At 42.0% G+C, this 24,467-nt stretch carries 19 protein-coding genes; all 19 read left to right on the top strand.

The genetic code is table 11. The features are described from left to right. Window positions 1-7 precede the first annotated feature (7 nt). The 19 genes from RDU59_01065 (at window position 8) to RDU59_00975 (ending at window position 24,417) form a co-directional block, all read left to right on the top strand. Window positions 8-1,396 carry a CDP-glycerol glycerophosphotransferase family protein gene (locus RDU59_01065; protein MDQ7837073.1) on the top strand — a complete coding sequence of 463 codons (1,389 nt, stop codon included), beginning with the start codon at window positions 8-10 and terminating at the stop codon, window positions 1,394-1,396. Window positions 1,397-1,399: 3 nt separating this feature from the next. Beyond that, window positions 1,400-2,428, top strand: coding sequence for a sulfotransferase (locus tag RDU59_01060; GenBank protein MDQ7837072.1), 1,029 nt, complete (start codon window positions 1,400-1,402; stop codon window positions 2,426-2,428). Window positions 2,429-2,467: 39 nt separating this feature from the next. Further along, window positions 2,468-5,506 carry a PEP-utilizing enzyme gene (locus tag RDU59_01055; protein ID MDQ7837071.1) on the top strand — a complete coding sequence of 1,013 codons (3,039 nt, stop codon included), beginning with the start codon at window positions 2,468-2,470 and terminating at the stop codon, window positions 5,504-5,506. Window positions 5,507-5,511: 5 nt separating this feature from the next. Further along, on the top strand, window positions 5,512-6,174 hold the full coding sequence (locus RDU59_01050; protein ID MDQ7837070.1) for a gamma-glutamyl-gamma-aminobutyrate hydrolase family protein: 663 nt from the start codon (window positions 5,512-5,514) through the stop codon (window positions 6,172-6,174). Next, window positions 6,171-6,974, top strand: coding sequence for a phosphocholine cytidylyltransferase family protein (locus RDU59_01045; protein ID MDQ7837069.1), 804 nt, complete (start codon window positions 6,171-6,173; stop codon window positions 6,972-6,974). Before RDU59_01050 ends, RDU59_01045 begins: the two co-directional genes overlap by 4 nt. Further along, complete coding sequence (locus tag RDU59_01040) at window positions 6,965-7,516, top strand: adenylyl-sulfate kinase (GenBank protein MDQ7837068.1); 552 nt, start codon at window positions 6,965-6,967, stop codon at window positions 7,514-7,516. Before RDU59_01045 ends, RDU59_01040 begins: the two co-directional genes overlap by 10 nt. A 128-nt stretch (window positions 7,517-7,644) precedes the next feature. After that, window positions 7,645-9,282, top strand: a complete 1,638-nt coding sequence (locus tag RDU59_01035) for a sulfatase-like hydrolase/transferase (GenBank protein MDQ7837067.1) — start codon at window positions 7,645-7,647, stop codon at window positions 9,280-9,282. Beyond that, window positions 9,279-10,814 (top strand): radical SAM protein, encoded by a 1,536-nt coding sequence (locus tag RDU59_01030; protein ID MDQ7837066.1) that lies wholly within the window; start codon window positions 9,279-9,281, stop codon window positions 10,812-10,814. Before RDU59_01035 ends, RDU59_01030 begins: the two co-directional genes overlap by 4 nt. A gap of 51 nt (window positions 10,815-10,865) precedes the next feature. Next, on the top strand, window positions 10,866-11,573 hold the full coding sequence (locus tag RDU59_01025) for a hypothetical protein (GenBank protein ID MDQ7837065.1): 708 nt from the start codon (window positions 10,866-10,868) through the stop codon (window positions 11,571-11,573). A 5-nt stretch (window positions 11,574-11,578) separates the two neighbouring features. Continuing rightward, window positions 11,579-12,817, top strand: a complete 1,239-nt coding sequence (locus tag RDU59_01020; protein MDQ7837064.1) for a glycosyltransferase family 4 protein — start codon at window positions 11,579-11,581, stop codon at window positions 12,815-12,817. 318 nt (window positions 12,818-13,135) lie between these two features. After that, window positions 13,136-15,094, top strand: a complete 1,959-nt coding sequence (locus RDU59_01015) for an alginate lyase family protein (protein ID MDQ7837063.1) — start codon at window positions 13,136-13,138, stop codon at window positions 15,092-15,094. A 160-nt stretch (window positions 15,095-15,254) separates the two neighbouring features. After that, window positions 15,255-16,166, top strand: a complete 912-nt coding sequence (locus RDU59_01010) for a radical SAM protein (GenBank protein MDQ7837062.1) — start codon at window positions 15,255-15,257, stop codon at window positions 16,164-16,166. Continuing rightward, entirely contained in the window at window positions 16,163-16,816 is a 654-nt protein-coding gene (locus tag RDU59_01005; GenBank protein MDQ7837061.1) for a class I SAM-dependent methyltransferase, read from the top strand. The genes RDU59_01010 and RDU59_01005 overlap by 4 nt, the downstream gene beginning before the upstream one ends. Before the next feature lies 1 nt (window position 16,817). Next, window positions 16,818-17,501, top strand: coding sequence for a glycosyltransferase family 2 protein (locus RDU59_01000; GenBank protein ID MDQ7837060.1), 684 nt, complete (start codon window positions 16,818-16,820; stop codon window positions 17,499-17,501). Window positions 17,502-17,529: 28 nt separating this feature from the next. Beyond that, a complete protein-coding gene (locus RDU59_00995) occupies window positions 17,530-18,975 on the top strand; it encodes a sugar phosphate nucleotidyltransferase (GenBank protein MDQ7837059.1) in 1,446 nt (481 codons plus the stop codon). 8 nt (window positions 18,976-18,983) lie between these two features. Then, a complete protein-coding gene (locus tag RDU59_00990) occupies window positions 18,984-20,411 on the top strand; it encodes a radical SAM protein (protein ID MDQ7837058.1) in 1,428 nt (475 codons plus the stop codon). A 77-nt stretch (window positions 20,412-20,488) separates the two neighbouring features. Further along, window positions 20,489-21,841: a hypothetical protein gene (locus tag RDU59_00985; protein ID MDQ7837057.1), complete on the top strand. Its 1,353-nt coding sequence runs from the start codon at window positions 20,489-20,491 to the stop codon at window positions 21,839-21,841. Further along, window positions 21,841-23,073, top strand: coding sequence for a hypothetical protein (locus RDU59_00980; GenBank protein ID MDQ7837056.1), 1,233 nt, complete (start codon window positions 21,841-21,843; stop codon window positions 23,071-23,073). The genes RDU59_00985 and RDU59_00980 overlap by 1 nt, the downstream gene beginning before the upstream one ends. 159 nt (window positions 23,074-23,232) lie before the next feature. Beyond that, a complete protein-coding gene (locus tag RDU59_00975) occupies window positions 23,233-24,417 on the top strand; it encodes a glycosyltransferase (GenBank protein MDQ7837055.1) in 1,185 nt (394 codons plus the stop codon). Window positions 24,418-24,467 lie beyond the last annotated feature (50 nt).

Here is a 24,467-nt window from a genome sequence, read left to right as displayed (position 1 = left end):
GTATCCTATGTCTGCCCGGAACTTCCTCCGCAATCCCTTCTATGACTACCTTGCATCCAGGTTCAGGACTGTTATTTTCTCAAGCATGGCAGATGATCCTGAGTTTAACAAAGAGTTTAAAAGAGAAAACGTTGTTATTAAACCATCGGTGTTTGAAATTAAAAAAAGCTTGCTTAATAAGCTGATTTTCAGAATTTATCGTTATGGAGACCGCTACTACTTTTACAACGGGAAGTCTTTTCACGGAGTTCCCCTGAACCTGATTTTGAAAGACAAGTTTAACAAACGTGATGAACTTTTCAATCGCATTTTCGGAAAAATATTTATCCTGTTTCCCTTCTTAAACCGCCGGGCTGTTGATTACGTCCGCAAGATTTACATCAGCCCCTACTACCAAAATATGATAGACGAATATAAGCCCTCAGCCTTGTTTTCATCACACCCCTTCGTTGACGGCGATGTGCAGTTGGTCATTAACGCAAAACATCGCCGCATTCCGACCATAAGCATGATACATAGCTGGGATAACCTTACAGCGAAAGGGAGAATACTGGAACCCGCCGATTATATTACTGTCTGGAATGAAATCATGAGAAGCGAGATGCTCTATCTTTATCCTCAGTTAAAAGAGGAAAGCGTGCTTACGGTAGGCATTCCACAACATGATTACCTCCTTAACGATGACTGGCTTATGGAACGTTCGGCGTTTTTAAAAAGCATCGGGGCGGATCCTTCAAAAAAAGTCATCACGTATATATCGAGGGGCGGCAAATATTCAAACTACAAGGAAAGCGAAAACATCAGATCAATTATTGAGACTATTCAGAACGGAGGATTTGCGGAAAAAGCACAATTGATTATCCGTGAAATACATGGTCTTACAAGGCTTCAGTACTGTCATACTCTTGGGCCGATACCCGATGTTATATACGATGTGCCCGATAGCTCGTGCTTTCCAAGTATAAGGCCGGATCACAGATGGAAGAACGATCCGTCCTCTCTTTACCACCTTGGAAACCTTTTGAAGCACAGCGACGTGATAATCAACTACGCATCAACAATTACACTTGACTCCGTATATTTTGATAAGCCGATCATCTGGCCTATATACGAGTGGACAGGTCTGAAAGGCAGCGAGCAGGATGAGTTTGGAAGGCATGAGCTTGAATATCCCTGCTATCAGCCGATGATGGCCACAGGAGCGCCCGATATAGCTTCATCCCCGTCAAATCTCGTTGAGCTTATAAAAAATGCGCTGAAACATCCAAAGGAAAAATCAAAACAGAGAAACGAATTGCAACTGAAGTACAACCCGTTTAACGATGGGAAGGCAGGTTTGCGGGTTGCAAAGTTAATAGAAAGCGTTGCCGATGGAAAATCAGCAGGGCTGAATTGAAGCATGATGTCAGAGTATGGATTTTTAGACCACCCTGTTTTTATTACCGGCCATGCTACATCCGGAACAACTCTTTTGAGGAACATTTTAGATGGCCATCCTGAACTTCTTGTTATGCCTGTTGAAACAAACCTTCGGGCTATAATAAGACGTGACGGTTTGTTTGTAAATGATTTCAATATAGAAAAATTTTTAACATCCGGGCCGGAAACAGGTATCTACAGTCTTCATCATAAAAGAGCATCTCTAGCAGGCGGGGATCGTGACTATAACGATTTTGATTTTGAAGCGTTTAGTCATAGTATTAAGGAGAATTGGGATGGAGAATCGGCAAAAAGCCTGCAATTGAGTTTATTAAAGAGCTTTTATGAGAAGTCCCGGTTTAAAGGCACAAAACCGAAGATGTGGATTGAAAAGACCCATGGCAACGAGCTTTATCTGGATCTTTTTTTCAAATGGTATCCCAATGCAAAAGCTATACACTTAGTGCGGGACCCTTATGATAATTTCGCCTCGTACCGGAAAAAAATGAAGAAGAAAGGCGGTGTCGTTACGGCCGTTTCGTTCTGTAACGAGTGGCTTGAATCAAGTAGAAAAATTGTATGGTTGAAGAAAAGAAATCCCCAAAGGATAATGATCATTCGGTTTGAAGACTTGCTGGAAGGCCAGGAAGAAAATATTAAAAAGATATGTGACTTTCTAAAAATATCTTTCCACGATTCTTTAAAAACACCAACAAGCTATGGCATACCGTGGTCAGGAAATTCACAGCAAAACATTAAATTTAACGGTATCTCCAGAGAGCCTATAGGATCACATAAAGATAGTCTGGATAAGAAGGAAATCGATTGCCTTAGCTATGCGCTTTCGCAATTTCGACCATTCTTTTACTGGAAATATCCAAAAGCGAATATCCACACCTTAAAGCATCTCCCCATGCGGGAATTTTTGCTGTTAATATTTATAAGGTTAAACGTTTTCAAAACCATGCAGGGCATCTATCGGACATCAAAAAGTCTTGTAAATGGTTAGACTGTTGGCAACCCGCTATCGTTTGCCCCTGATGCAGCAATGATCAATACGATAATAATTGACTCCTCTTACGGCGTACGCTTCCTGGACTCAAAAAAGAGTTATCCAACTTCGCTTAAAAAGATACGCAGCAATGAATCGGCGCTGGATTGGAACATTGCCGCCTTAAAGAAAGAAGGGATATCTTCCATAACATACATAGGCGGCTACCACATGGAAAAGGTGGTTCAGCAATATCCGGACCTGCATTACCATTTTCACTCTAACTGGGAGAAGGAAGGGACTCTCAAGGCTCTGCTTGATGCGGAATATCTTGTACGAAAAGGCGGGTTGGTAATTGACGGCAGGAGTGTATTCCGTCCAAAAGCGGTCAAGGCATTGTTGAAAGAAAGGGCCGATCTTGTATTTGGTATCGAGCCTGTAACAGAGGGAGGGACGGGGGAGTTAACCGAACATGTATTGTTTTATCCCAATAAGGCGGGAAAAAAGATAAGATTCGCCGGACTAATTAAATGCTCATATGTCGGTGCAGGAGCGCTGATTGATAAGGCTAAAGAGCTGACAAAAAAGGACCTGACACTTGAATTGCATGACCTCGTCCGGGAACTGCTGGAAGCTGGTGTGGATGTACAGCTTGTCGATCTTACCGGCTATTGGTCCTCTTTAACCCGGCCCGGAGAACTGGCCCGCTTTGTTCTGGGGAGCAAGGCGCAAACTCTTGAGCGTTTACAGCCTTTATTAAAAACAGCCGTGATTCTCGACCAGGTAAGATTCACTGTCAGGGAATGGCAGACGGCGCAAGGGCCCGTCTTAGAAAAAATTGGATCACATTTAAAGACTGAACGACTGGTCGTAAGGAGCTCCGCTTTGGTGGAAGATGCATGGTTGGCATCCAACGCCGGACGTTTTAAAAGCGTGCTTGATGTTGATGCGGGTTCTACCCGGCACATTAAGCAGGCCGTCGAGAAGGTCATAGCAAGTTACAGAGAAAACGGCGCCGAGGAGGATGGCAACCAGGTGCTGATACAGCCTTTTGTTGATTCTACTGTGATGTGTGGGGTTCTTTTTACAAGGGACATTGAAACACGTGCTCCCTATTACGTGATCAATTATCATGTTACGGAACGAACAGACACCGTTACTGCGGGCACAAGCGACGGTCTTAAAACCGTTTTAGCCTATAAGAAAGGAGACCTCTCCGCTCTCGATGAAAGGCTTTTGTCAGTTATAGAAATGGCAAGGGAAGTGGAAACACTGGTTGGTTATGACTCACTGGACATTGAGTTTGCCATGCATGAAAGCGGTCGTATATATGTACTGCAAGTGCGGCCTATTGCCGCCAAGCGCCGGCATTTTATTCCTACGGACGATGATTTTGATTTTGAAATAACGGAAGCAAAGAGGATTGTGGCCGAGGCCTTTCAATTAAGTACAAACCTGCTTGGCAAATCATCTCTTCTGAGCAACATGTCAGACTGGAACCCGGCGGAGATGATCGGCACCCATCCACGGTTGCTGGCGATCTCGCTTTACCATTACCTGATTACGGACAGGGTGTGGGGAGAGGCTAGAAAATTGATAGGTTACAGGGATACCTATCCGTCTCCTCTTATGATTGTGGTTTCAGGGCAGCCATATATAGATCTGAGGGTCAGCTTTAACTCTTTCATCCCCGCCGAAGTGAGCGGGGCGACGGCAGAGAAATGCGTTAATGGTTACCTCGGTTATCTGGCTGAAAACCCGGAATATCACGACAAAATAGAATTTGAAGTTGCTGTTACCTGCTTTACATTTGACTTCGATGAACACTCCAGGCGCCTGTTTTCAATGGGACTTGCGGCGTCAGAGATTGAAGAGCTTAAACGGGCATTGCTTATACAGACGGATAGGATAATAAAAGGTGAAATAATGCCGATCGGCCGGCAACTGGACGCCCTGAAGGAAATGGAGAGAAGGCGGGTGCTCCTTATCGGGGCATCTGACAGCAGGGTAGCCATGCCGGCAAGGATTAAACAATTATTGGACGACTGCTCCCGGTATGGGACCCTGCCATTCAGTATTCTGGCCAGGTATGGATTTATTGCGCTTGCAATCCTCCGCTCTTTGAAGAACAAGGAAGTGCTTACGGAGGAGGAATATGAAGCTTGTTTGCATATTCCCACTATCGCCACCGAGATAGCAGATGCACTGGAATTAACGCTGAATGGCAGTATGTCCAGGGAGGAATTTCTTGGAAAGTACGGACACCTGCGGCCGGGAACATATGACATCCTTTCACCCAATTACCGTGAGGCCGCACATGTTTATTTGAATCCGGCTATAGGCAAACGCTCTTCCGGAAACTGCCTGAAGGCGGTATCTTCTGCATGGGAATTGCTGGAAACAAAATTCTCCCAAATAGAAGACATGCTCAATGAAAACGGGATGAAATGCACTCCTTCGCAGCTTCGGGAATTTATTTTCGCTGCGGTCAGCGGAAGAGAATTTGCGAAGTTCGAATTTACCAAGAATGTAAATCTTGCATTGGAGTGGATCACCAAACTTAATAGCTACTGGGGACTGGACAAAGACCAGTTATCCCACCTTTCTATACACGATATATTGAACTGGACCAATAACAGCCGGCATAGCGCCATATCCAGCAAGCTTAGGCGACTTATTTCATTCGAGAAAAAGAGGTACGAACTCAATCAGTCGATAAAGCTTCCCCACCTCATCCGCACGCCGGGTGATTCAGACAGCTTCGAGCTGCTTGAATGCAAACCAAATTTTGTTACTTCTAAAACGGTCAGCGGCGAGGTGATCCTTCTTGAGGAACACGCAACATGGGGTAAAAACATAAAAGGAAAGATAGTTGCCATAAGAAATGCTGATCCGGGCTTCGACTGGATATTCGTACATGGTATAGCAGGACTTATTACGCAATACGGCGGGGTTGCCTCGCACATGGCCATAAGGGCCGCTGAGTTTGGTCTGCCGGCAGCTATTGGATGCGGCGAGATTCTTTTCAAGCGTGTCTCCAACTCCCGGTTCATAACGCTGGACTGTTCGAGCAAGAGAGTAAATATCATAGATTAGAAATTATGGTGAAAGTAGCAGTCACTCTTAGGGTAATAGAAAATCAGAATTACTCTGAAAAAAGGGATGCAATAAGCCACGACTGGATAGGTTTTTTGGAAAAGAGGAATATCTGTCCCGTTCTTATCCCCAATGCAATCTCTTCCCCGTTGTCTTTCCTTAGTGCGCTTGGGAATATCGACGGCGTTCTTTTGACAAGCGGGAATGATTACGGAATAGAAGGATCTCCTGATAGCGCCGCTGAAAGAGACTCGCTGGAGGAAAGCCTGATTCGTTTTGCTGAAGAGAAGTACATTCCGGTTGTCGGTGTATGCCGCGGGTTACACGTACTTAACTGCTATTACGGCGGCTCCATAGTTCCCTTTCTGGCGGATAAAGGAAAAGGGACCCATGTAAACAAGATGCATGCTGTAACCCTATTGAGGGACTATATTGAATTGCCCCATGAGTGGGAGGCTCGATTTGAAGTCAATTCATACCATAACCACGGGGTCAGCCTGGAAACACTCGCTCCGGACATGTATCCTTTCGCGGTTGATGACAATGGAATAGTGGAAGGGATTAAGCATAAACGGCTGCCTTTCTGGGGTGTACAGTGGCATCCGGAAAGAAACAATCCGGCCAGGGGAGTCGATACCTGGCTTTTTGACATTTTCAAACAGGCATGAGCAAGAAACTGATTATACTTGCAGCAGGCATGGGGCAGCGATTGCAGCCTCTTACCACCGAAATTCCCAAGTGTATGCTACCGCTTGCCGGCAGAAATTTGCTTGAATGGCAGATACTATCAGCACAAAAGGTCGGGGTTAATGAAAAAGATATAGTTATCGTTGCCGGGCATAAAGCGGAAACGATTCCAGGCGGGAAGTGGACAATAGCCATAAATCCCAGATATGCGCAGACAAACATGCTGCGGACTTTGTGGTACGCGGAAAAATTCTTCGATTCAGGCATCGTTGTTTCCTATGGAGATATTGTTTATGAACCTGAAGTTCTTGAGAAAGTCGTCTCATGCCGGCATGAGATCGGCGTTGTTGTTGATCACGATTGGCGTTCTTACTGGGAAAAGCGCTTTGAAAGCGTCCTGGATGATGCCGAAAGTCTGAAACTTGATTCCGACGGAAGGATACTTGAGATCGGTCAGAAACCTGACAAGGTGGAGAATATACAGGGGCAGTACATAGGCCTGATGGTGTTTCAGGGTAATGGGTTGTCTGTCCTGCGGCGCAAATACAGCGAGGAAGCAACCCTTCTGTCTTCTCAAGAAGGCGGAGAAAAAATGAGGATAGACACGCTTTACATGACGGATATGCTTCAGGAGCTGATTGATGAGGATATGCCTGTTTACGAGATCCCTATCAATGGAAAATGGGTGGAAATAGACAGCCTCCGCGATCTTCGCCTAGCTGAATCTTTTTGCAGGGCTGTGGGCGATTCCCTTAGTATCGACCGGAGACAATGCATATAAAGCTGGATAAGACAGGCACTGTTTACTGGATCACCGGGCTTGCCGGCGCAGGTAAAACAAGCATTGCGCTGGCTTTATTCAAAGCGCTTGTTGCAAGGAATGAAAAAGCAGTTTTTCTGGATGGCGATGCAATGCGAGAAATAATGGGAAACGATTTGCAGCACAACACTAAAGACAGAATAAAAAACGCATATAGGATCTCAAGGATGTGCTGCTTTCTTGCGGATCAGGGGGTCAATGTTGTTTGCGCGACAATGTCGCTGTATCATGAGGTGCAATGCTGGAACCGCAATAACATAGACAATTATTTCCAGATATATGTCAAGGTTTCAATGGAAGTTCTGCTGAAGAGAGATCAGAAAAGCCTATATAGCAAAGCAATGAAAGGGGATGAGAAAAACGTTGTGGGCGTTGATCTTTCCTTTGAAGAACCGATAAATAGTGATTTGGTACTGGAAAACAACGAGGAAACCAACAACTTTACCACTTTTGCAGAAAAAATAATCGAACAGCGCCTTCTTTTCAAGAAGGAATTAGGATAACCTTAGTGGGCAGTTTTTATATATGGAGCAGACGGTAAAGAAAGGGTATCTTTGTGCATGGCCGCTGTTTTATTAGATAGTATTCCCTGTGAAATATGGAAAAGCACCTATTGGACACATCGTTAACAATGCAAAACATAATATTTCTGTCGATTGACGCGCTTTCATATACAAGACTGGGAAATTCAACGGAATCCGAAAGCCTCACGCCTTTCCTGGATGATTTGTCAAAGAAAGGCATATCTTGCGCAAATGCATTTTCAAACGGACAGCCGACGCAAATGGCTTTCCCATCTATTTTTACATCCACTTTGCCGTTAGATTGTGGCGGATATAACAGGGGGATAAAGAACAGGGAAATAACCCTTACGGAGGTAATGAAAAGAAACGGTTTTTATACCGCTGGCTTTGCCACGGTAAACTTCTTGGGAAGATTTTATTATTACGATAGGGGATTTGACGAATTTCACGAGATATACAACATAAAAAGGTTCTGGAAATCCTTGAGTAAGAATTTTTTTTCTTATTACGTCCAGTTAATGAAAGAGGGATTAATCAATTTCGAGGAATTCTGCGAAGTTACAGGCAAAGCAGTAAAGGCATCATACAAATATCTGGTTTTGTTTTGTGAAGAAAAAAATCGCGAGATAAAGGAAAATACTTTTGGATACAATCCTATTATCCATGCGTATGATTATTCAAGGCTTAGAAAACTGATATTAAGAGAGCTGGATCTATACGAAAATAATCCGCAGGAATATCTGTCAAAGCAATTTGATATGCAGTTGAAATACGACCGGATTATTAATATTGCTAGGTATGGGGAGAGCCCATTTGGAGTAATGGAGGCATACATTAATGCAACGATCGAAGATATAATGGTAAGACTTCAAAATAAGCTTGGATTCGGTTACTCTTATATCTTGAAAAAATACGATCATTTTGTTAGTGCTAAATATCTTAGAGAGTGCATAATAGATTGGATTGATAAAAGGGGTGAGAGCCCCTTTTTTTTATGGGCTCATTTTCTGGATATTCACGAGGGGAATTATACATCAGGCAAAATTCAGCTTCCTCCAATTTCCGGAAGCTTTCTGAAAAAACGAGTCACGTTAAAAAGGGACGAGATTAAGGGACATTATAATGAATATGCGACAAGAAGAGCTATAAAATACGTTGATGATCAACTGGGCAAAGTGATTCGGTTTTTAAAAGAAAAAGATTTGTTGGATAAGACATTATTAGTAATTACATCGGACCACGGAATGGAGGATAACAGTATTAAGCGGTCAGGCCACAAAGCAACACTTTTTTATGACGAGTTTATAAGGGTGCCAATGATATTCTATAATGCCAGGCTAAAACCGGAGAAAATAACCAATATGTGCAGTCAGCTGGATCTTGCTCCTACCATACTGGATCTGATGGGAATCGGACCGGTAACCCAGTTCAAAGGTGTTCCGGTATATAGCTCAACGGCTAAAGACAGGGAATTCATAATAAGCGAAAACAATGGGAGAGGACCATGTGACCTCAAAAGAAAAAAAATTAATATTGCGATCAGGACGGAAAGATATAAATATATATGGAGCGAGGGCAATAATCCTGGCGCAAGTGAGTTATATGATTTAGAGAGCGATCCGGGTGAGTTAGATAACCTGAGCGGCAACAAAAAATTTAAGGAAACCTTAAGGGGAATGGATGAACTTGCCCAAAAAAGGTGCCGTCAAATCAGGAAAAATACGAAAGAGACAATAAGAGAATGAGTTCCAATAAAGCCCAAAAGATTATATTGATAATGCCTGGAGAGATAGGTCTTTACCTTAAGGACAAGCTGCCTCCTTTAATTTACAAGGCAACAAGAGATATTTTTTCCCGGCTTTTACAGAAAAAAGTGACCCTGCCATTATCAGTTCTAGCGCTTGCTCCTTATTTGCAAAAGGCCGGATTTGAACCTGTAATAATAGATGGAAGGGTTGAAGATTCAATCAAGAGACTTAATGAAGAGCTTGACGACAAAGTGGTTTTTGTCGGCATTTCTTGCCTTACCGGCAGCAGTGTTTTTTTTGGCCTCCAGTGTGCGCAGCACGTCAGGAAGGTGAATCCAAAAATACCCATAGTTTTTGGAGGCGTGCACGTCACATTGACTCCGGAGCAGTCATTAAGAACATCGGAATTTGTAGACATAGTAGTTCGGGGAGAGGGCGAGCATACAGCAGCTGAACTCGCCAAGTGTCTGACAGACGGCGGAGACCTGTCCAAAGTTGATGGTGTTTCATATAAAAAGGATGGGGAAATAATTCATAACCAGGACAGACCCTTTTTCTCTTTCAATGATCAATTAGAGTTCGATTACAGTTTGCTCAATATGGACAATTACGACCTCAGCCGCTTTTTGTACCAGTCAGAACGAGGATGCCCTCACCGGTGTCAGTTTTGCGATGTCTTGGTGGTCCATAGAAGGACATTCAGAAAGAAAAGCGCTGAAATGGTTTTAAAGGATATGAAAGGCATTTATGATAAATACAAGCCCGATAAGCTGATCCTGGTAGATGATTGTTTTTTTGCCGACTTTAAACGTGCAACTGCGGTGATAGAAGGCCTTATAGGGATGAAGCTTGATATGAAATGGCATGCCTCCTGCCGTGCTCAATATTTTAGAAGAACCACTGTAGATTTTTGGAAAAGAGCAAAGGAATCAGGGCTTGTAGAGGTTTATGTGGGTGTTGAGTCCGGGTCGCAGAAGATATTGGATTATATTAAAAAGGATTGCACCATTGGGGATATAAAAAGCGGCGTTGAGCAAATAAACGAAGCCGGTTTGACGTTCATGACGAACCTGATGTGCGGTTTTCCCGGGGAAGAAAAAAGAGATGTAGAACTCAGCATGGATATCATAGATAAATTACGCAACGGCTATCCCGAAACAGTACAACTGGGCAAGATATTTTTGTATGCCCCTTGTCCGGGAACCCCTCTCCATAAGAAGGTTGTGGAGGCGGGATTCGATCCCCCGAAAACCTTATACGATTGGGGACAATTCAGGATCGGGCATCGTTCCCATACGGAGTGGCACCCCCTGGTTGATTATCTCTGGGCAGTATCCGTGTGCTCCCATAGGGGTGTGCCGTTTAGTTGGAAAACTGCCCGGCAGCGGCTTAAGAGGCTGAATATTCCGGGTGTTGTTCGAGATATGCTGGGCCATATCGCCTGGTATCGCTGGAAACACCGCTATTTTAAGTATCCCCTGGATGTAAAAATTATAGATTCTATAGACCGCTTTTTTTATCTGTGGTAAACACGCATAGATTTCTGTCGTGAAATATTCAACCGGTAATTAAGAGGGAAAATGTTTTTTCCTATACCTCTGAAATTTCATTTTAATGTTATTGAAAAAGATGAGAACCAAAAAAATATACTGAAAGCTACATTATTAAGCGGACAAAAAGAAAAGATTTTTAAAGAGGTTGCAATAAGAAAACCACATACTTTTATTATAAGCAGATATATAAGTGATTACCTATCAAGACAGCAAGGCTTTACTAACATTTTGGAATTTGGGGTAGATGCCATTAAGGATTATATGATTCTTGAAAGATTTCCAGATAAGAAGATAGAAGTTTTTGACAATAATAATCGAGCTATAGAAACCGCACAGAAATCGCTGCTGAGACCAAATCTTAAAATAGGCAAATTTGACCTTGTAACTGGGAATTACGAAGAACTGAAAGGTAAGCATGACTCGCTGTTTTTTTTTCAAATGGAGTCCTGTTTTAGTGATAATGAACTTAAGAACTTTTCTGAGGATATTAGGTCGATAGGTATAGTGGATATTTTGATCGCTTCCCCTTCTGTTTTTTGCATGATGCATTTAAAGACTTTCGCCAGCATAATAAAAAGACATCTGCTTCGCGACAGAAATAAGGGTCAACACATTACCAGAAACTTAAAATGTATACATAATTGTTTCAAGAAGCAATTTCCGATTATGAAGTATCACCGGTATTATACATATGACTATCCTTACTACATTATTCACCTGAAGGCCAAACGATAAATCTTGTGGAGAATCTGGACAACACGAAGCCGCAGATCCTCTTTGTGGGGCCCTATCCGCCAGTTTACGGGGGATATTCAACCCAGATATACAATCTAACCGCTTTTTTATTAAAAGAAGATTTTAAGATAACCGTGCTCTCATTTGAGAGCGAAGACAAGACCGAATTTCCAAGAGAGGGACTTCGGGTGATCAGGATAAACAAGAAAAAAAACTGGAGGTTTCTTTTTTCCAGTTTAGGAAACATTCCTGTTTTTTTATCGCTCTTAGTTCAGAGAGTCTGTATCAGAGATATTGCATCGACAATTATAAGGTTTCATATAGTCTGTAAAATCGTTAAAGAGCATAATATTAAACTGGCGGTTACATATAATTTATATGACAGCCTTTACGGATTTTATTTAAAAAAGAAGTTTGACCCAAAACTAGCCCTGTTTACCATGGTCTTCGGGGAGATCCTCCAAGGTATGGGAACAGGCAGCAGATATCGGGATTTTTTAAAATCCGTTTTATCGGCATCCGACAGGGTAATAAGTTCAAGTAAATACTGTGCGGGACTGTATGAGAAAACAGGTTTTGATCCCAGGCAGATTGAGGTTATTTATGTAGGAGTAGATATTGATGAATATGCGAGGGAGGGTGCTGAAAAACAACATCCGGATGCGGTTGTTATTCCGTCTGAATACAGGGTTGTCCTTTTTTTCGGACGCTTTCTGAAAGACATGGGATTGGATGTTGTTCTTGAGAGCATACCTTCAGTACTGGAAAAAAACAAAGACGTCTGTTTCCTTTTGGCAGGAGCCAGAGGAGAACTGGACGAACAGGCTAAGGCGTTACAATTGAAGTATCCTGACAGGGTATTTATTCACCACGATGTGCCTCATGATATTTTGCCGTTGTATTACCGGAGGTGCAGCATTTTGCTTGCCCCCACCAAGGCGCTGCGGGCATGCATGGGAATCTCGATAAAGGATTCCATGGCATGGGGGAAGCCGGCGATCGTTTCTGACTCCGGGGGCATTAAGGAAGCGGTATCGGACAAAGAGACAGGGCTTGTTATACCGCTGAATGGACGCGATAGAATCGAGCCGGCTGAGATCGAACAGGCGATCTGTACTCTTATGGATAATCCCCAACTGATGGAAGAGATGGGCAAAAATGCGAGACAGCGGGCAATAGAACTGTTTGATAAGGCATTAGAGGCAAAGAGATGGCTGCAATTGATAAATCAGGCTTTGGCCTGATTGGATTCTTAATAGCCTTCCTCTTAAGGACATTGAACATGCATAGCGAGCGCATTCCCCGCTGCTTGCTGCGGGGAGCTTCAATATGATGACAGGAATGGATTTCTTGGCTTGATAGAAAGAGTGCGTGGCAGATCAATCGAGGATATCGTTAAAATTTTGCATATCCGTGCATCCGGCATCTTCCACAATAGACTAACTCGCTATTACAGCTACAGAAACAGAAAAAGATCGAGGGACGAGTGGGTAAGGTTGTTCGGCCTGAGAGACTCACGGGATTATGCTTTAAATATCGCTGACAAGTTCTATTCAGATCAAATGGCTGTGTTTCCTGTCGCTTTTCAGGACGGCAAAGATGCTGTATGCTCTACCTCCCTTAACTTCCTGGTAGAAAAGGCGATGGAACATTGCTTTGATATTCTCGGCACGGGATGGTTTAATGCCAACCTTTCAATGGAAAGTGTAAATAATGATCCAGTAAGCGGCATACAGGTATCCTATGGAAGACGCAGGAAAGATATGATTCATAAGTCAATATCTGGCATTAATCCCGGCGCCGCTTTGCTTGAGCACCTGGCCGAGTACAATCCAATTGAATGGCACAAGGATTTCAAGTCGGGTTACCGATGGCCTGAGGACATTTGGTATCGAGATATCAAGCCGGGGGCCGTTTCGGGTGCCGACGTGAAGGTGACATGGGAGCTTTCGAGATGTTATCATTCCGGCCCAATGGGACTTTACTGGCAGCACACCCGAAAACCCGGCCTTGCTGAAGAGTTTCAGCTTCAGATCATAGACTGGATAGTTGGAAACCCGTTATATTACGGCGTCAACTGGAGGAACGCCATGGAAGCCGGGCTTAGGGCGGCAAACTGGCTTTTAGGCGTGGGGTTCTTTAGAGGTAAAGGGGATCTGACCCCGGAGTTTATCTGGATGCTTCAAAAAAGTCTGTACGAACACGCAAGTTTTATACTGCATAACATTGAAAAGAACTCCTTTGGGGCCAACAATCACTATCTTGGCAATCTGGTCGGGTTAATAGCTATCGGTGCAAGCGCCCCATGGATTTCAGACAGCGATGACTGGACCCTTTTTGGCATTCAAGAACTGATACAAGAGATGCGCCGACAGGTATATTCCGACGGAACACACTTTGAGGCCTCCACCAGCTATCACCGGCTTGTCACTGAAATGTTCCTTGCCTCTTATATGATAATTGTTTCCCTTCCTGAGAAGAGGAGGAAAAGGCTGAACGAGCGTTTATTGTTTCATGGTTTGCCCGGAAGAACTTTCAAGTCAAAACCTGAATATGAATTTTCTTTTGACCATTTCGAAGTCTTCCCTGATTGGTTTGTTGAACGCCTGCGTTTGATGATTGGTTTTATCAGAGATATTTCAAGGCCGGACGATGAACTGCCTCAGATTGGAGACAATGACAGCGGGAGGGTGTTCTGGCTGCCCGTACCTTTTGAACTGATTAACGGAGTCGCAAACTGGAAGCTGAATGCCCATGAAGAGTTGATTAAGGTTGCCGACAGGATATTGGTCAAGGGAACTGAAAAAAATAAAAAAGGCCTCGGCGCCGGGTCTTATGACGGCTGCAGAAAGGATAAACAGATTTGGAAGGATGCTGTTTTATATCCCGACTTCGGTATTGCCGTTTACCGTAAGGGGCCTATATATTTAATAATAAGCTGCGGGAGAAATGGTGGAAACGGCGAAGGTGGCCACGCACACAACGATAAACTTTCCTTTGAGCTGGCCATATGCGGCAAGGATTTTATTGTAGACCCGGGCACATATCTCTACACCTCACATCCGAATGAAAGAAATTACTTTCGCTCCACAGCGGCTCACAATACTGTGGGTTTTCCGGATATGGAACAAAATGATATTCCTGCAAACAGCCTTTTCAGACTGTCTGATAGAGCCAGGGCTGCAATTATTCATTTCGACAATGACCGTTTTGCAGGTAAACACAGCGGCTTCAACTTTGTATGCCAGAGAGAATTCCTAGTGAAAGAGCGGGAAGTGCAAATAAATGATGCAAGTGAAAAGCCAGGCGGCCTGATCATGCTGAATCTTCATCCTGAGGTTACCTATAAAGGTGGGATGTTATTGCGTGATGATATTTCCGTCCAATTACAGTGCAATGGTGTTAGTGAAGTAGTCGTGGAACCAGCCTTATATAGTCCGCGGTATGGTGTTAAGATGGATAGCTGCCGATTGGTTGCCCGACGTACAGGAAAGGTATCGAATATTTCTTTTTTACTATAAATAGGGAAAGGCCCTAAAAGTGCTCCGACGATTACTGCCGATAGTATATATACTGATTTCAAGAAAAAGGCTGACCTTTCATAAGTTATATATTCTATTGGTGAATTTTATAAAAGGGTACGTGTTCAGAGTAAAAAGTCGTGTGGCATTGCCGAGTGTCATGATGATAGAACCGACCAATATTTGTAACCTGAGATGTACCTTTTGTGCGTTGCAGATGCCCGGCGGGCATTCTGCAGAGAAAAAGAAACAGTATTTGGATGTGGCGACATATAAAAAGATCATAGATGAAGTAAAAGATTCTTTAATCTTTCTCTTCCTTTACCTTGGGGGCGAGCCGTTTCTGCATAAGAATATTTTTGATTTAATTAAATATGCATCTGATAGAGGAATCTCTGTTGTAATTGCCACAAATGGAAGTTTTAACCATATCCAAGACTTTGGTAAGCGCATTGTTTATTCAGGGTTGGACGTCTTAATATTTTCCGTGTCCGGGACCAGCCAAGACTATTATGGAAATTTGCATGTTGGCGGAGACTTGCAGAAGGTTTGTAGGAATATCAGAGAGGTAACAGCCTATAAGAGCGGACAACGACCACGGACAATATTTAGATATATAGCCACCCCGAAGAATAAGAACGATAGGGGGAATATAAAGGAATTTGTGAAGGGATTAAGAGTCGATACTCATGAAATCAGGAATGTCGATGGAGAATTAGTGTTAGCAGATAACCTGTCAGATGCAGCAGAAAAACAAAAACGGAAGAAGCGTAGAGGATGTTTCTGGCTCTGGTGCACACTTGTGATGAAGTCAAGTGGTGATGTAGTCCCTTGTTGTTATGATTATTATGGAATACCGGTTTTGGGAAATATTAACCATAGTTCACTGGGTGAAATTTGGAATGGCACTGTAATTAAGCAGATACGAGAGGCCTGGATTAAGTATCCTGAAAAATTAGAATTTTGCGCACAGTGCGATTTCAGCACAGGTTTTCAGGACAATGCATCCAAAGAGAAAGATAAGATTGTTGTAAAGAAAGCGAAACAAGAGAAAGAGAACTCAAGAATATGAAGATGGCTGATATTGATAAGCTGCACTCCACCAGTGAGGCTGATGGATTGCCACTTTATGCCATGAGCCGGTGGAATCCTCTAAAGCACATTTTTATCAAGAGATTGAAACTGCTTAATAGTATGTTTCCCGAAGGTAAGGTTTATGACAAGCTTTTGGAAGTAGGGTATGGAAGCGGTGTATTAATCCCTGAGTTCTTGCAACGGTGCAATATCTATTATGGCATAGACATTCATAATCAACAAAAAATTGTAGATGAGGTAGTAAGAAAAGGCGATCCAAGAATACGAATTGGATATGGTGACTTATGCGAATGTCCCTATCCTGATGATATGTTTGATTGTGTTGTTTCTTTAAGCGTATTGGAACATATAAAAGATATTGACAAGGCGGTAAGGGAGATTGCCCGCGTTTTAAAAAAAGACGGTGTTTTGATAGCAGGCTTTCCAATAGAGAATGGTATTTCCAATTTAATATTGGACATTGTAAAGCTTTTTATCGGATTTGACAGAAAAGTACACCATCTGTCCAATCATAAACAAATTCTTTCTGCTTTGAGTAAACACCTTATAAATGAGCGGGACCTTTTTTATCCATTTGCCAACATCCCATCGGCATCATTATTCTATTGTGGAGTTTGGAGAAAGTGATATGCCAGGTGTGGATATAATTGTCCCTGTTTATAATGAAGAGAAGAATATAGTCGAATTAATCAGGAGGATAAGGAACGTCTGTCCCGATGGAACTCTCGTATTTGTTGATAACGCATCAACTGATAATTCCGTAAAAGTTATTGAAGGTTTCCCGTTTGTTAAATTGCTAAAACATGAGCGCAATAAGGGGTATGGCAACTCGTTATATGATGGCATTAAAAACTCTACAGGAGAAATCATCATAATTATAGACGCAGATCTTGAATACCCTCCTGAAGCCATTCCTGCTATGGTTAAGCATTTAGAGAAATCCGACGTGGTTTTTGGTTCAAGATTTTTAAACTCTTCGGAGAAAAGGATGTCAAATTTCCGTTCCTGGGGCAATAAGATAATTACAAGGATTTTCAATATTCTCTTCGGCTATGAACTTACCGACCTTTACACAGGGATGCGGGGAATAAGGCGTTCTGTAATATCACATATTGAGTTTAAAAGGAGCGGGTTTGATTTTGTTTTGGAATTGGCTGCAAAATTAGCTAAAGATAAGATAAAAATAGATGAGATAGCTATTGAATATTGCCCGAGAAATAGGGGCCAATCGAAAATGAAACATATCCCAGAAGCAATTAAATATTTCTTTCTTATCATAACCTACAAGATGTTCTTACCGTCTAAACATTAATCTCCAAGAATAAAAAGGCAAAAAATAAATGATCGGCGTAATCCCTGCAGCCGGAAAAGGTACACGAGCTTATCCTTACACAAAAAACATGCCCAAAGGAATGCTGAAAATAAATGGCAAGCCGTTACTACACAATACAATTTCGATTATGCGGGATAAATTAAAAATAAGCGACATTTACATAATAGTCTCTCAGATGTCGGAGTCTATCATAAGGGATTATTTTGGCGATGGAAGCGATATGAACGTACGCCTTACCTATGTAAAAAACAATAATCTTGAAAAGGGCCTGGCGTACTCTGTCTTACTGGCCAAGGATTTCGTAAAGGACTATTGCTGTGTTATGCTTTCCGATGAATACTATTTGAACTCAAATCACGATGAACTGGCAGCATCAGATTTTCATAATTCCTATATAACGTGTCTTGTCAAGGAAAACAGCCGTATCAAGGAGATTCGAAGGAATTATAACGTTGTCGTGGACGGTGATAAGGTGACCGCATTGATTGAAAAACCGGAACATGCAGCAACTGATATCTTAGGTTGCGGAACCTGGATTCTACATAGGGATTTTATGTATGATCTAAAAAAGGAATTTGAAGATAATGTTGACTGTGACGGGAACCTTGTCGCTATTATGGACAAATTGTGCAAGAGAAAATTAATCAAAAGTTTTAAATTAAAAGGTGAGTATATTAACATAAATTCGCGTGACGAAATTAATAAAGCGAATAACATTACAAGAACGCATCTTTTCAATAGCTCAAAGATAAGCCTGATTATGATAGTTGAGAATGAAAATAATCTGGCACATCTTATATCGGACTATTACAGTGAGAATATTATAGACGAAATTGTACTGGTATCAAGGAATCCCCTTGGAGCAGCAAAAGAATTTACTGAGAAATTCGGGAAGGTCGTGGTTTTGCCATCGCCACCCTCTATAACGCAATACGGCGAAAAGATAAAATACGGCATGGAAAATGCGACCGGGGACATCTTTATTATAACGCCCAGCGACGACTCTTTTTCTCCGAAAGACTTGAGGAAGTTACTTACCTACATCTGTGAAGCAGATATGGTAGTCGGCACTCGAACGACTCGTGAAATGATTGAACAAGGAACCAACATGAATACATTTGTCCGGATAGTGAGCTATTTGCTGGCCAGGACAATAGAATTATTATGGTATGATCGCAAGGTGAGAATAACGGATGTGGGATGCATATACAGGGCGTTATGGAAAAATACATTTTATGAAATTCGTGACAGTATAGAAAGCAAAGGGCCGGAGCTTATTACTGAAATGCTGATAGAATTATTGGAAAGAAGGATGCGTATTATAGAAATTCCGGTCAGTTATTGCAATACGACGGACGAACATCATATTAATTTGCCTAATAGAACGCTCGGAATGTTTTTTAGGTTAGTAGTTCTCATAGGTAAAAAGATATACTTTAAGAGAAAAAGGTGAGGTAAAAAATGATAAAACTCTTATTCGTATCGCTTCCTTCTGCATTGGAAGTTTATAAGAAAACCAATGTTAAACTAGCAGCCCCTAGTTATCCTAATCTGTCACTTGCTACCATTGCCGGCAACCTTTCGACAGATGTAACTGTCGATTTGATAGATTTGGATTTCTATAATGACTACATAGCCGTCTTAAAGGAGAGGATTGATTCCTTTAAACCAGACTTTATTGCGATGGAGGTTAAAACTGTAACCTTCAATGCCTCGGAAAGAGTTTCCCATTTTATACGTAAAAATTATCCCAAAATTCGTATTATTGCAGGCGGCGTTCATATTACAACATTTGCAGCAGAGCTTTGTAAAACTGATCTTTATGATTCTATGGTAATAGGTGAAGGGGACTTTTCTTTAAACCATATCTTAAATAGCAATACTGATATGCCAAATATTTTAAGTCAGTCAGATTCTGTTGACCATAATGTTAAAAAAGCCAACGATTTTTTTGCTCTGAAAAAAAACGACAGGTATGTTGATATAGAGAAGGTTGCTTTTCCAAGGTGGGATCTCTTTAACATTCAAAAATATCGCAATTCGCATCTTACGGCAAGGGCCAATCCTGTTGGGCTGATCGAAACTTCAAGAGGATGCGCATTTCAATGTAATTTTTGCAATAAAAATACATTCGGAAGATTTTACAGGGCAAAGTCTGTAGGAAGAGTAGTCGAAGAGTTCAAGTGTCTTAAGGCAGAAGGCTTTAAAGAGGTACATATCATCGATGATTCCTTTACTCAGGATTTGGCTAGGGCCAAGTCCATATGTGAGGAATTAATAAGGATTGGATATGATATCCCGTGGTCCATGTTTTCCGGCGTCAGGGTTGATCTTGTGGATCAGGAGTTTTTTCATCTTGCCAAAAGAGCTGGAGCATGGCAGGTTGCTTTTGGCATAGAATCAGGAAATCAGAAAATCCTTGATAGAATCAATAAGAAGACGAAGTTGCAGCAGATTGAAGACTCGGTTAGCATGGCTGTTAAGTCCGGGATGGAAACTATGGGTTTTTTCATAATCGGGTTATCCGGTGATACGGAAAAAACCATCATGGATACGATCAATTTTGCCGCCAAATTACCTTTAAGTTTGGCCAAATTTGATATTTGCATTCCTTATCCCGGTACGCCTTTTTATAAAGAACTGGATGCCGAAAACAGGATTTTGACCAAGGATTGGTCAAAATACATTTGTCATCAAACCAGGGTCCCTTTGTTTGAGCACCCTAACCTCACATGGGAACAATTGGATTACTATTACAATATAGCCTTCAGGAAGTTTTTTCTTCGACCGAGGTTTCTGTGGAAAAGGTTTATTCGTGATATTAAGAAGGGAGATCTCCTTTCTGATGTTAGTTACTTTACAAAGAGTATTCTTAACAAATCATGGTAATCATGTAATGCTGAATACCCGCTGATAACTAATATCACGGTTCAACTTTGGCTTACTTCCGGGATGGTCTCGAATCCGTGGAATTAACACGAAAGAAAGGTTTATTGCTTGCCAGTCTGGTAGTTTTGTTTCTTTCGATCCTTACAAATGCAGTCTTTTTATACCGGATAGGCCCAAAACTTGAGCCTGATTCGATCGGCTATATAAGAGTTGCAAAGAATTTCATGGCGCACGGGGCGCTTCTGGAGAATGACTACGAACGGGGCAAATTAATCCCTTTTACCGAAAGAATGCCCGGCTATCCGCTCTTTTTGGCGGTGATATATAAGGCATGCGGAGATGGAGCTCATACAATCTGGGTTATTGCCGGCCTTCATATCTTGTTTTTAACAATGTCGGTGTTCCTGACATTTCTTATTGCCTACTATCTTTTTGATATTCGTGTGGGGATCGTGGCCGGTTTGCTTGCTGCATTTGATCCCTGGTCCAAGTTTATTGCCGTCATGATACTTCCGGACAGTCTGTTTTGCCTTCTCTTAAACTTTAGCTTATTTGTGGCCGTGTATTTCTTAAAAAACAAGAGGAATTTCATGGCGTGTAGGGTTTTCCTGTTTGGAGCGATTGTCGGCTTAGCATCTATGATCCGGCCGATACTGAATTATTTCTGGATTGTCCTTCTGCCTTTATTTTTGCTCGAATACAAGGTAAAACGGGGCCTCAGCTACCTCTTTATATGTTCTGTCGGAATACTGATTTTCACGGGTATCTGGTTATACAGGAATCATACTGTTGCCGGCTTTTGGGGATTGCAATCCGCCGAGGGGTTGTCGCTCCTCTGGTCTAATTACGAACTCACAAGACAATCTACATACGAAGAGCAGAAAAGAGAGCCACAGATGGCATGGCTTCGGGACATGATTGTTTCAGGTAAAAATCCTATAAAGCTTATAACGCCCCTTAGAAAACAATTTGAGCTTTCTCCGTATGAAGTCAATGACTTGATGAAAAAACTGGCCATTGAAAACATTATGGAGAATCCCGTCAAGTATTTCATGATTTATATTAAGAATTTTATGAAAACAATCACCACGTTGTTTAATACAGAATCTACCATTGGTGTTGGCGCAAGATTCTCTCCATATGTTGTCTGGTCTGAGAAAATAGCATCTTTTATTTTGTTTTTACTTGCTCCTGTGTCAGGATTCATTGTTGCCTGGCGCAGCAATCACAATAGAAGCATTCTCCTGTTCTTTCTTTTAACAGTTTTATACTTGTTATCTTTGACTGCCCTTGTAGCCGGGTCTTTCAGGTATCGGCTGCCGTTACATGGTATCATCTGGCCTCTGGTTGCGGTTGCTTTTCTTGCCCTTATCGATAAGTTCACGGTCTTCCATAGAGGCAAGCAACTTATTCTCTCTCCAGATAAATAATGATTGATTTGCGATCATTTATATTTTATGGAGTAGTGTTAGACCTCTCACTGCTGCCGATGTTTCATATTTTTGGATTCCCGTACAAGATTGGTTTGCTCACTGTCGGCATTGTCGGGCTTTTCACGTGGCACAAGCAACACGCCAGGTTTTTGTTATTTTCCTTCTGCGGATTAATCATCGCCTGCTGGATTGGTGCTGTATATCAATCCCTTTTCTATCCTGCATCATCATACGACTTCACAATGTACTGCACGGCATCTATTTTACTGTGTTTTTTAGGTTACACCTTTGGCTATTTCAATACCCCCAAAAGCCTCAATAAGATATTATTAGTAGCTTTCGCGGTAGTAACAATGAATCTTATTGTGGGAGGATTGTGGGATAAGCTGCCCTTTCTGATAGATTTTTATGACCTAAATAGAGCAGTAGAAGAGGGTTGGATAAAAGACAGAAATACCGGCATTTTCTTAAACCCTAATGTCTCTGCCTTAGGAATTAATATATTACTTTTATTTATTGTTTTGGCCAGTAGGCGGGGATTGTTTTCAAGAAATATGATTTTTTATATGTCAATGCTTTGGTGTATGGCGTTTATAGCCTTAATAACCCTGGGAAGCAAAAGTGAGTTGCTTACTTTTATAGTACTCTCAATTTTTTTGCTTAAAGATTTCAATTTAGCCTTTTTCAAAAGGTATATATTATTTGTTACCGTTGGTTGCCTGATCATTTTCAGTTTTTTTATAAAACATATGGATAGAACTGAAGTATTTAAACATGGGTTATGGCTTTTTACAAATATACATACGGTAATAATTGAACAATACATTGTACCAGAGATTGATTATGATGTCCCAGGCGACCGAAGGGTCAAGTTCACGCGCGCTTTAGAAGCTTTTTCTTATTCCCCAATTTGGGGTTCAGGGTTTGATCGTGCTGAGATCGGGATTTTCAGCGAACAGACTAAAATAAGGTATCACAACGATTGGGCTTATATATTCGTCGCAGGTGGAATTATGGGAGGTATATTTTTCTTACTTATCCTCCGCAAAGCCTGGAAGACGCATCCTTTATTAATAGTTCCATTTTTCTTTCCGGGTTTGACTAATAGTTTTATGCTGACAGTTCAACTTTTTTGTCTTTATGGAGTGTTATGGGGAGTGTTAGAAAGAGATCGAATAGAAAAGAAATTTGCAAGGCAATTATCACTGAAATCAGCACAGGCAGTGTAAATCCACTGAGGGTTATTTCATGAAAGTCTCATAGTTGACCACACACCGTTTGTTTAACTGTAATAGACCATGAAAAAACCACATATAGTATGTGTTCTTTGGGATATCATCTGTTATTTACGGGACAGCGCTATTTTAAAGAGCCAGGCATTGGGGCAGATGAGATATCTGCTGTCACTCGGCGCCCATGTAACCATTATGTGTTCTGATCCCTCGCCTGAGGAATTTAGGAATTCTTTTGGCGTGGAACTTGAGCGGGAAGGATTCCAGGTGATACCTATTGCAAAGAAGGGTTATGCAAATTTACAGACCATAGCTACATTCAGAAGGCAACTGCGTATGCTCGATAAAAGAGACCCGATTGATTTTATTTACATCCGCAACTTCTGGAATATACTAACTGTACCCAGCCGGAAAATTAAAGTGGTTTTTGACCTGCGAGGAGCAAATCTTGAAGAAACGGAATTTAGATCGATAAGAAGAAGGGGTCCTCTAAGGAAAATTAAGGCCGGGATTTACAGATATTTCGAGCGCAAAGCCGTTCAAAGAGCGAATTATCTTCAATGTGTATCATACCCTCTGAAAGAATACAGTCACGATCGCTTTCAAAGGGATGATGCCATGGTTGTAAACTCATGTGTCGAAAAAAATAGATTTCAAGGCTGCCGGAACAGCCGAGAGAGCATTCGAACATCTTTTGGAATTAAACCGGAAGATATTGTATTTCTATATCTGGGCGGGCTGGATTCCTACCAGGAACTGGACTATATGCTGCTGCTATGGATAGAAATCTCTAAGCGGATTGATAGTCCATTTTTTTTGCTATATACAAGCAACGAGCCGAAAAATAAGCCTCTTCTTGATAGTCTTCCAAAGGATCGCCTCACTATAAGGAGCATACCGTATGAGAAAATACCTGAATTCGTGAGCGCTGCGGATTTCGGTTTTCTCCTCAGGCAGGACATAGTTTTAAACCGTGTGGCCTCACCTACCAAGTTTCCTGAATACCTGTCTGCAGGATTAGGGGTTATTACAACCCCCGGGATCGGGGATATTTCAAGGCTTGTAGAAGAATGTAAAATAGGGTGCCTCGTAGAAATAGGCGATTTGGCAGGCGGTGTCAAGAAGATCCTAGGCTTGGTTGAGCAGTTCAAGCATGAGAGAGCTCTGTTTGCAGAACGTGCGCAGGAAATCGCAGCCCGTCATTTTCTTTGGGACTCTTACAAAGACTATTTTATTGAGAGGTATTTTAATGGCAGCAGCATTGGCGGGACTGACCTGCAAGAACTGGGCAGCGACATAAATGAAGGGACTGCTGCAACTACAGCTCAGCGCACATCTTGAGTTTACAACCACGGACCCCATATCAGAGCCGCGGCAATAGGACTCCGGGC

The organism is Thermodesulfobacteriota bacterium, assembly GCA_031082315.1.
GTDB lineage: Bacteria > Desulfobacterota > QYQD01 > QYQD01 > QYQD01 > QYQD01.
The sequence above is the reverse complement of the archived record's forward strand: the minus strand, read 5'-3'. Positions and strand labels throughout refer to the sequence as shown.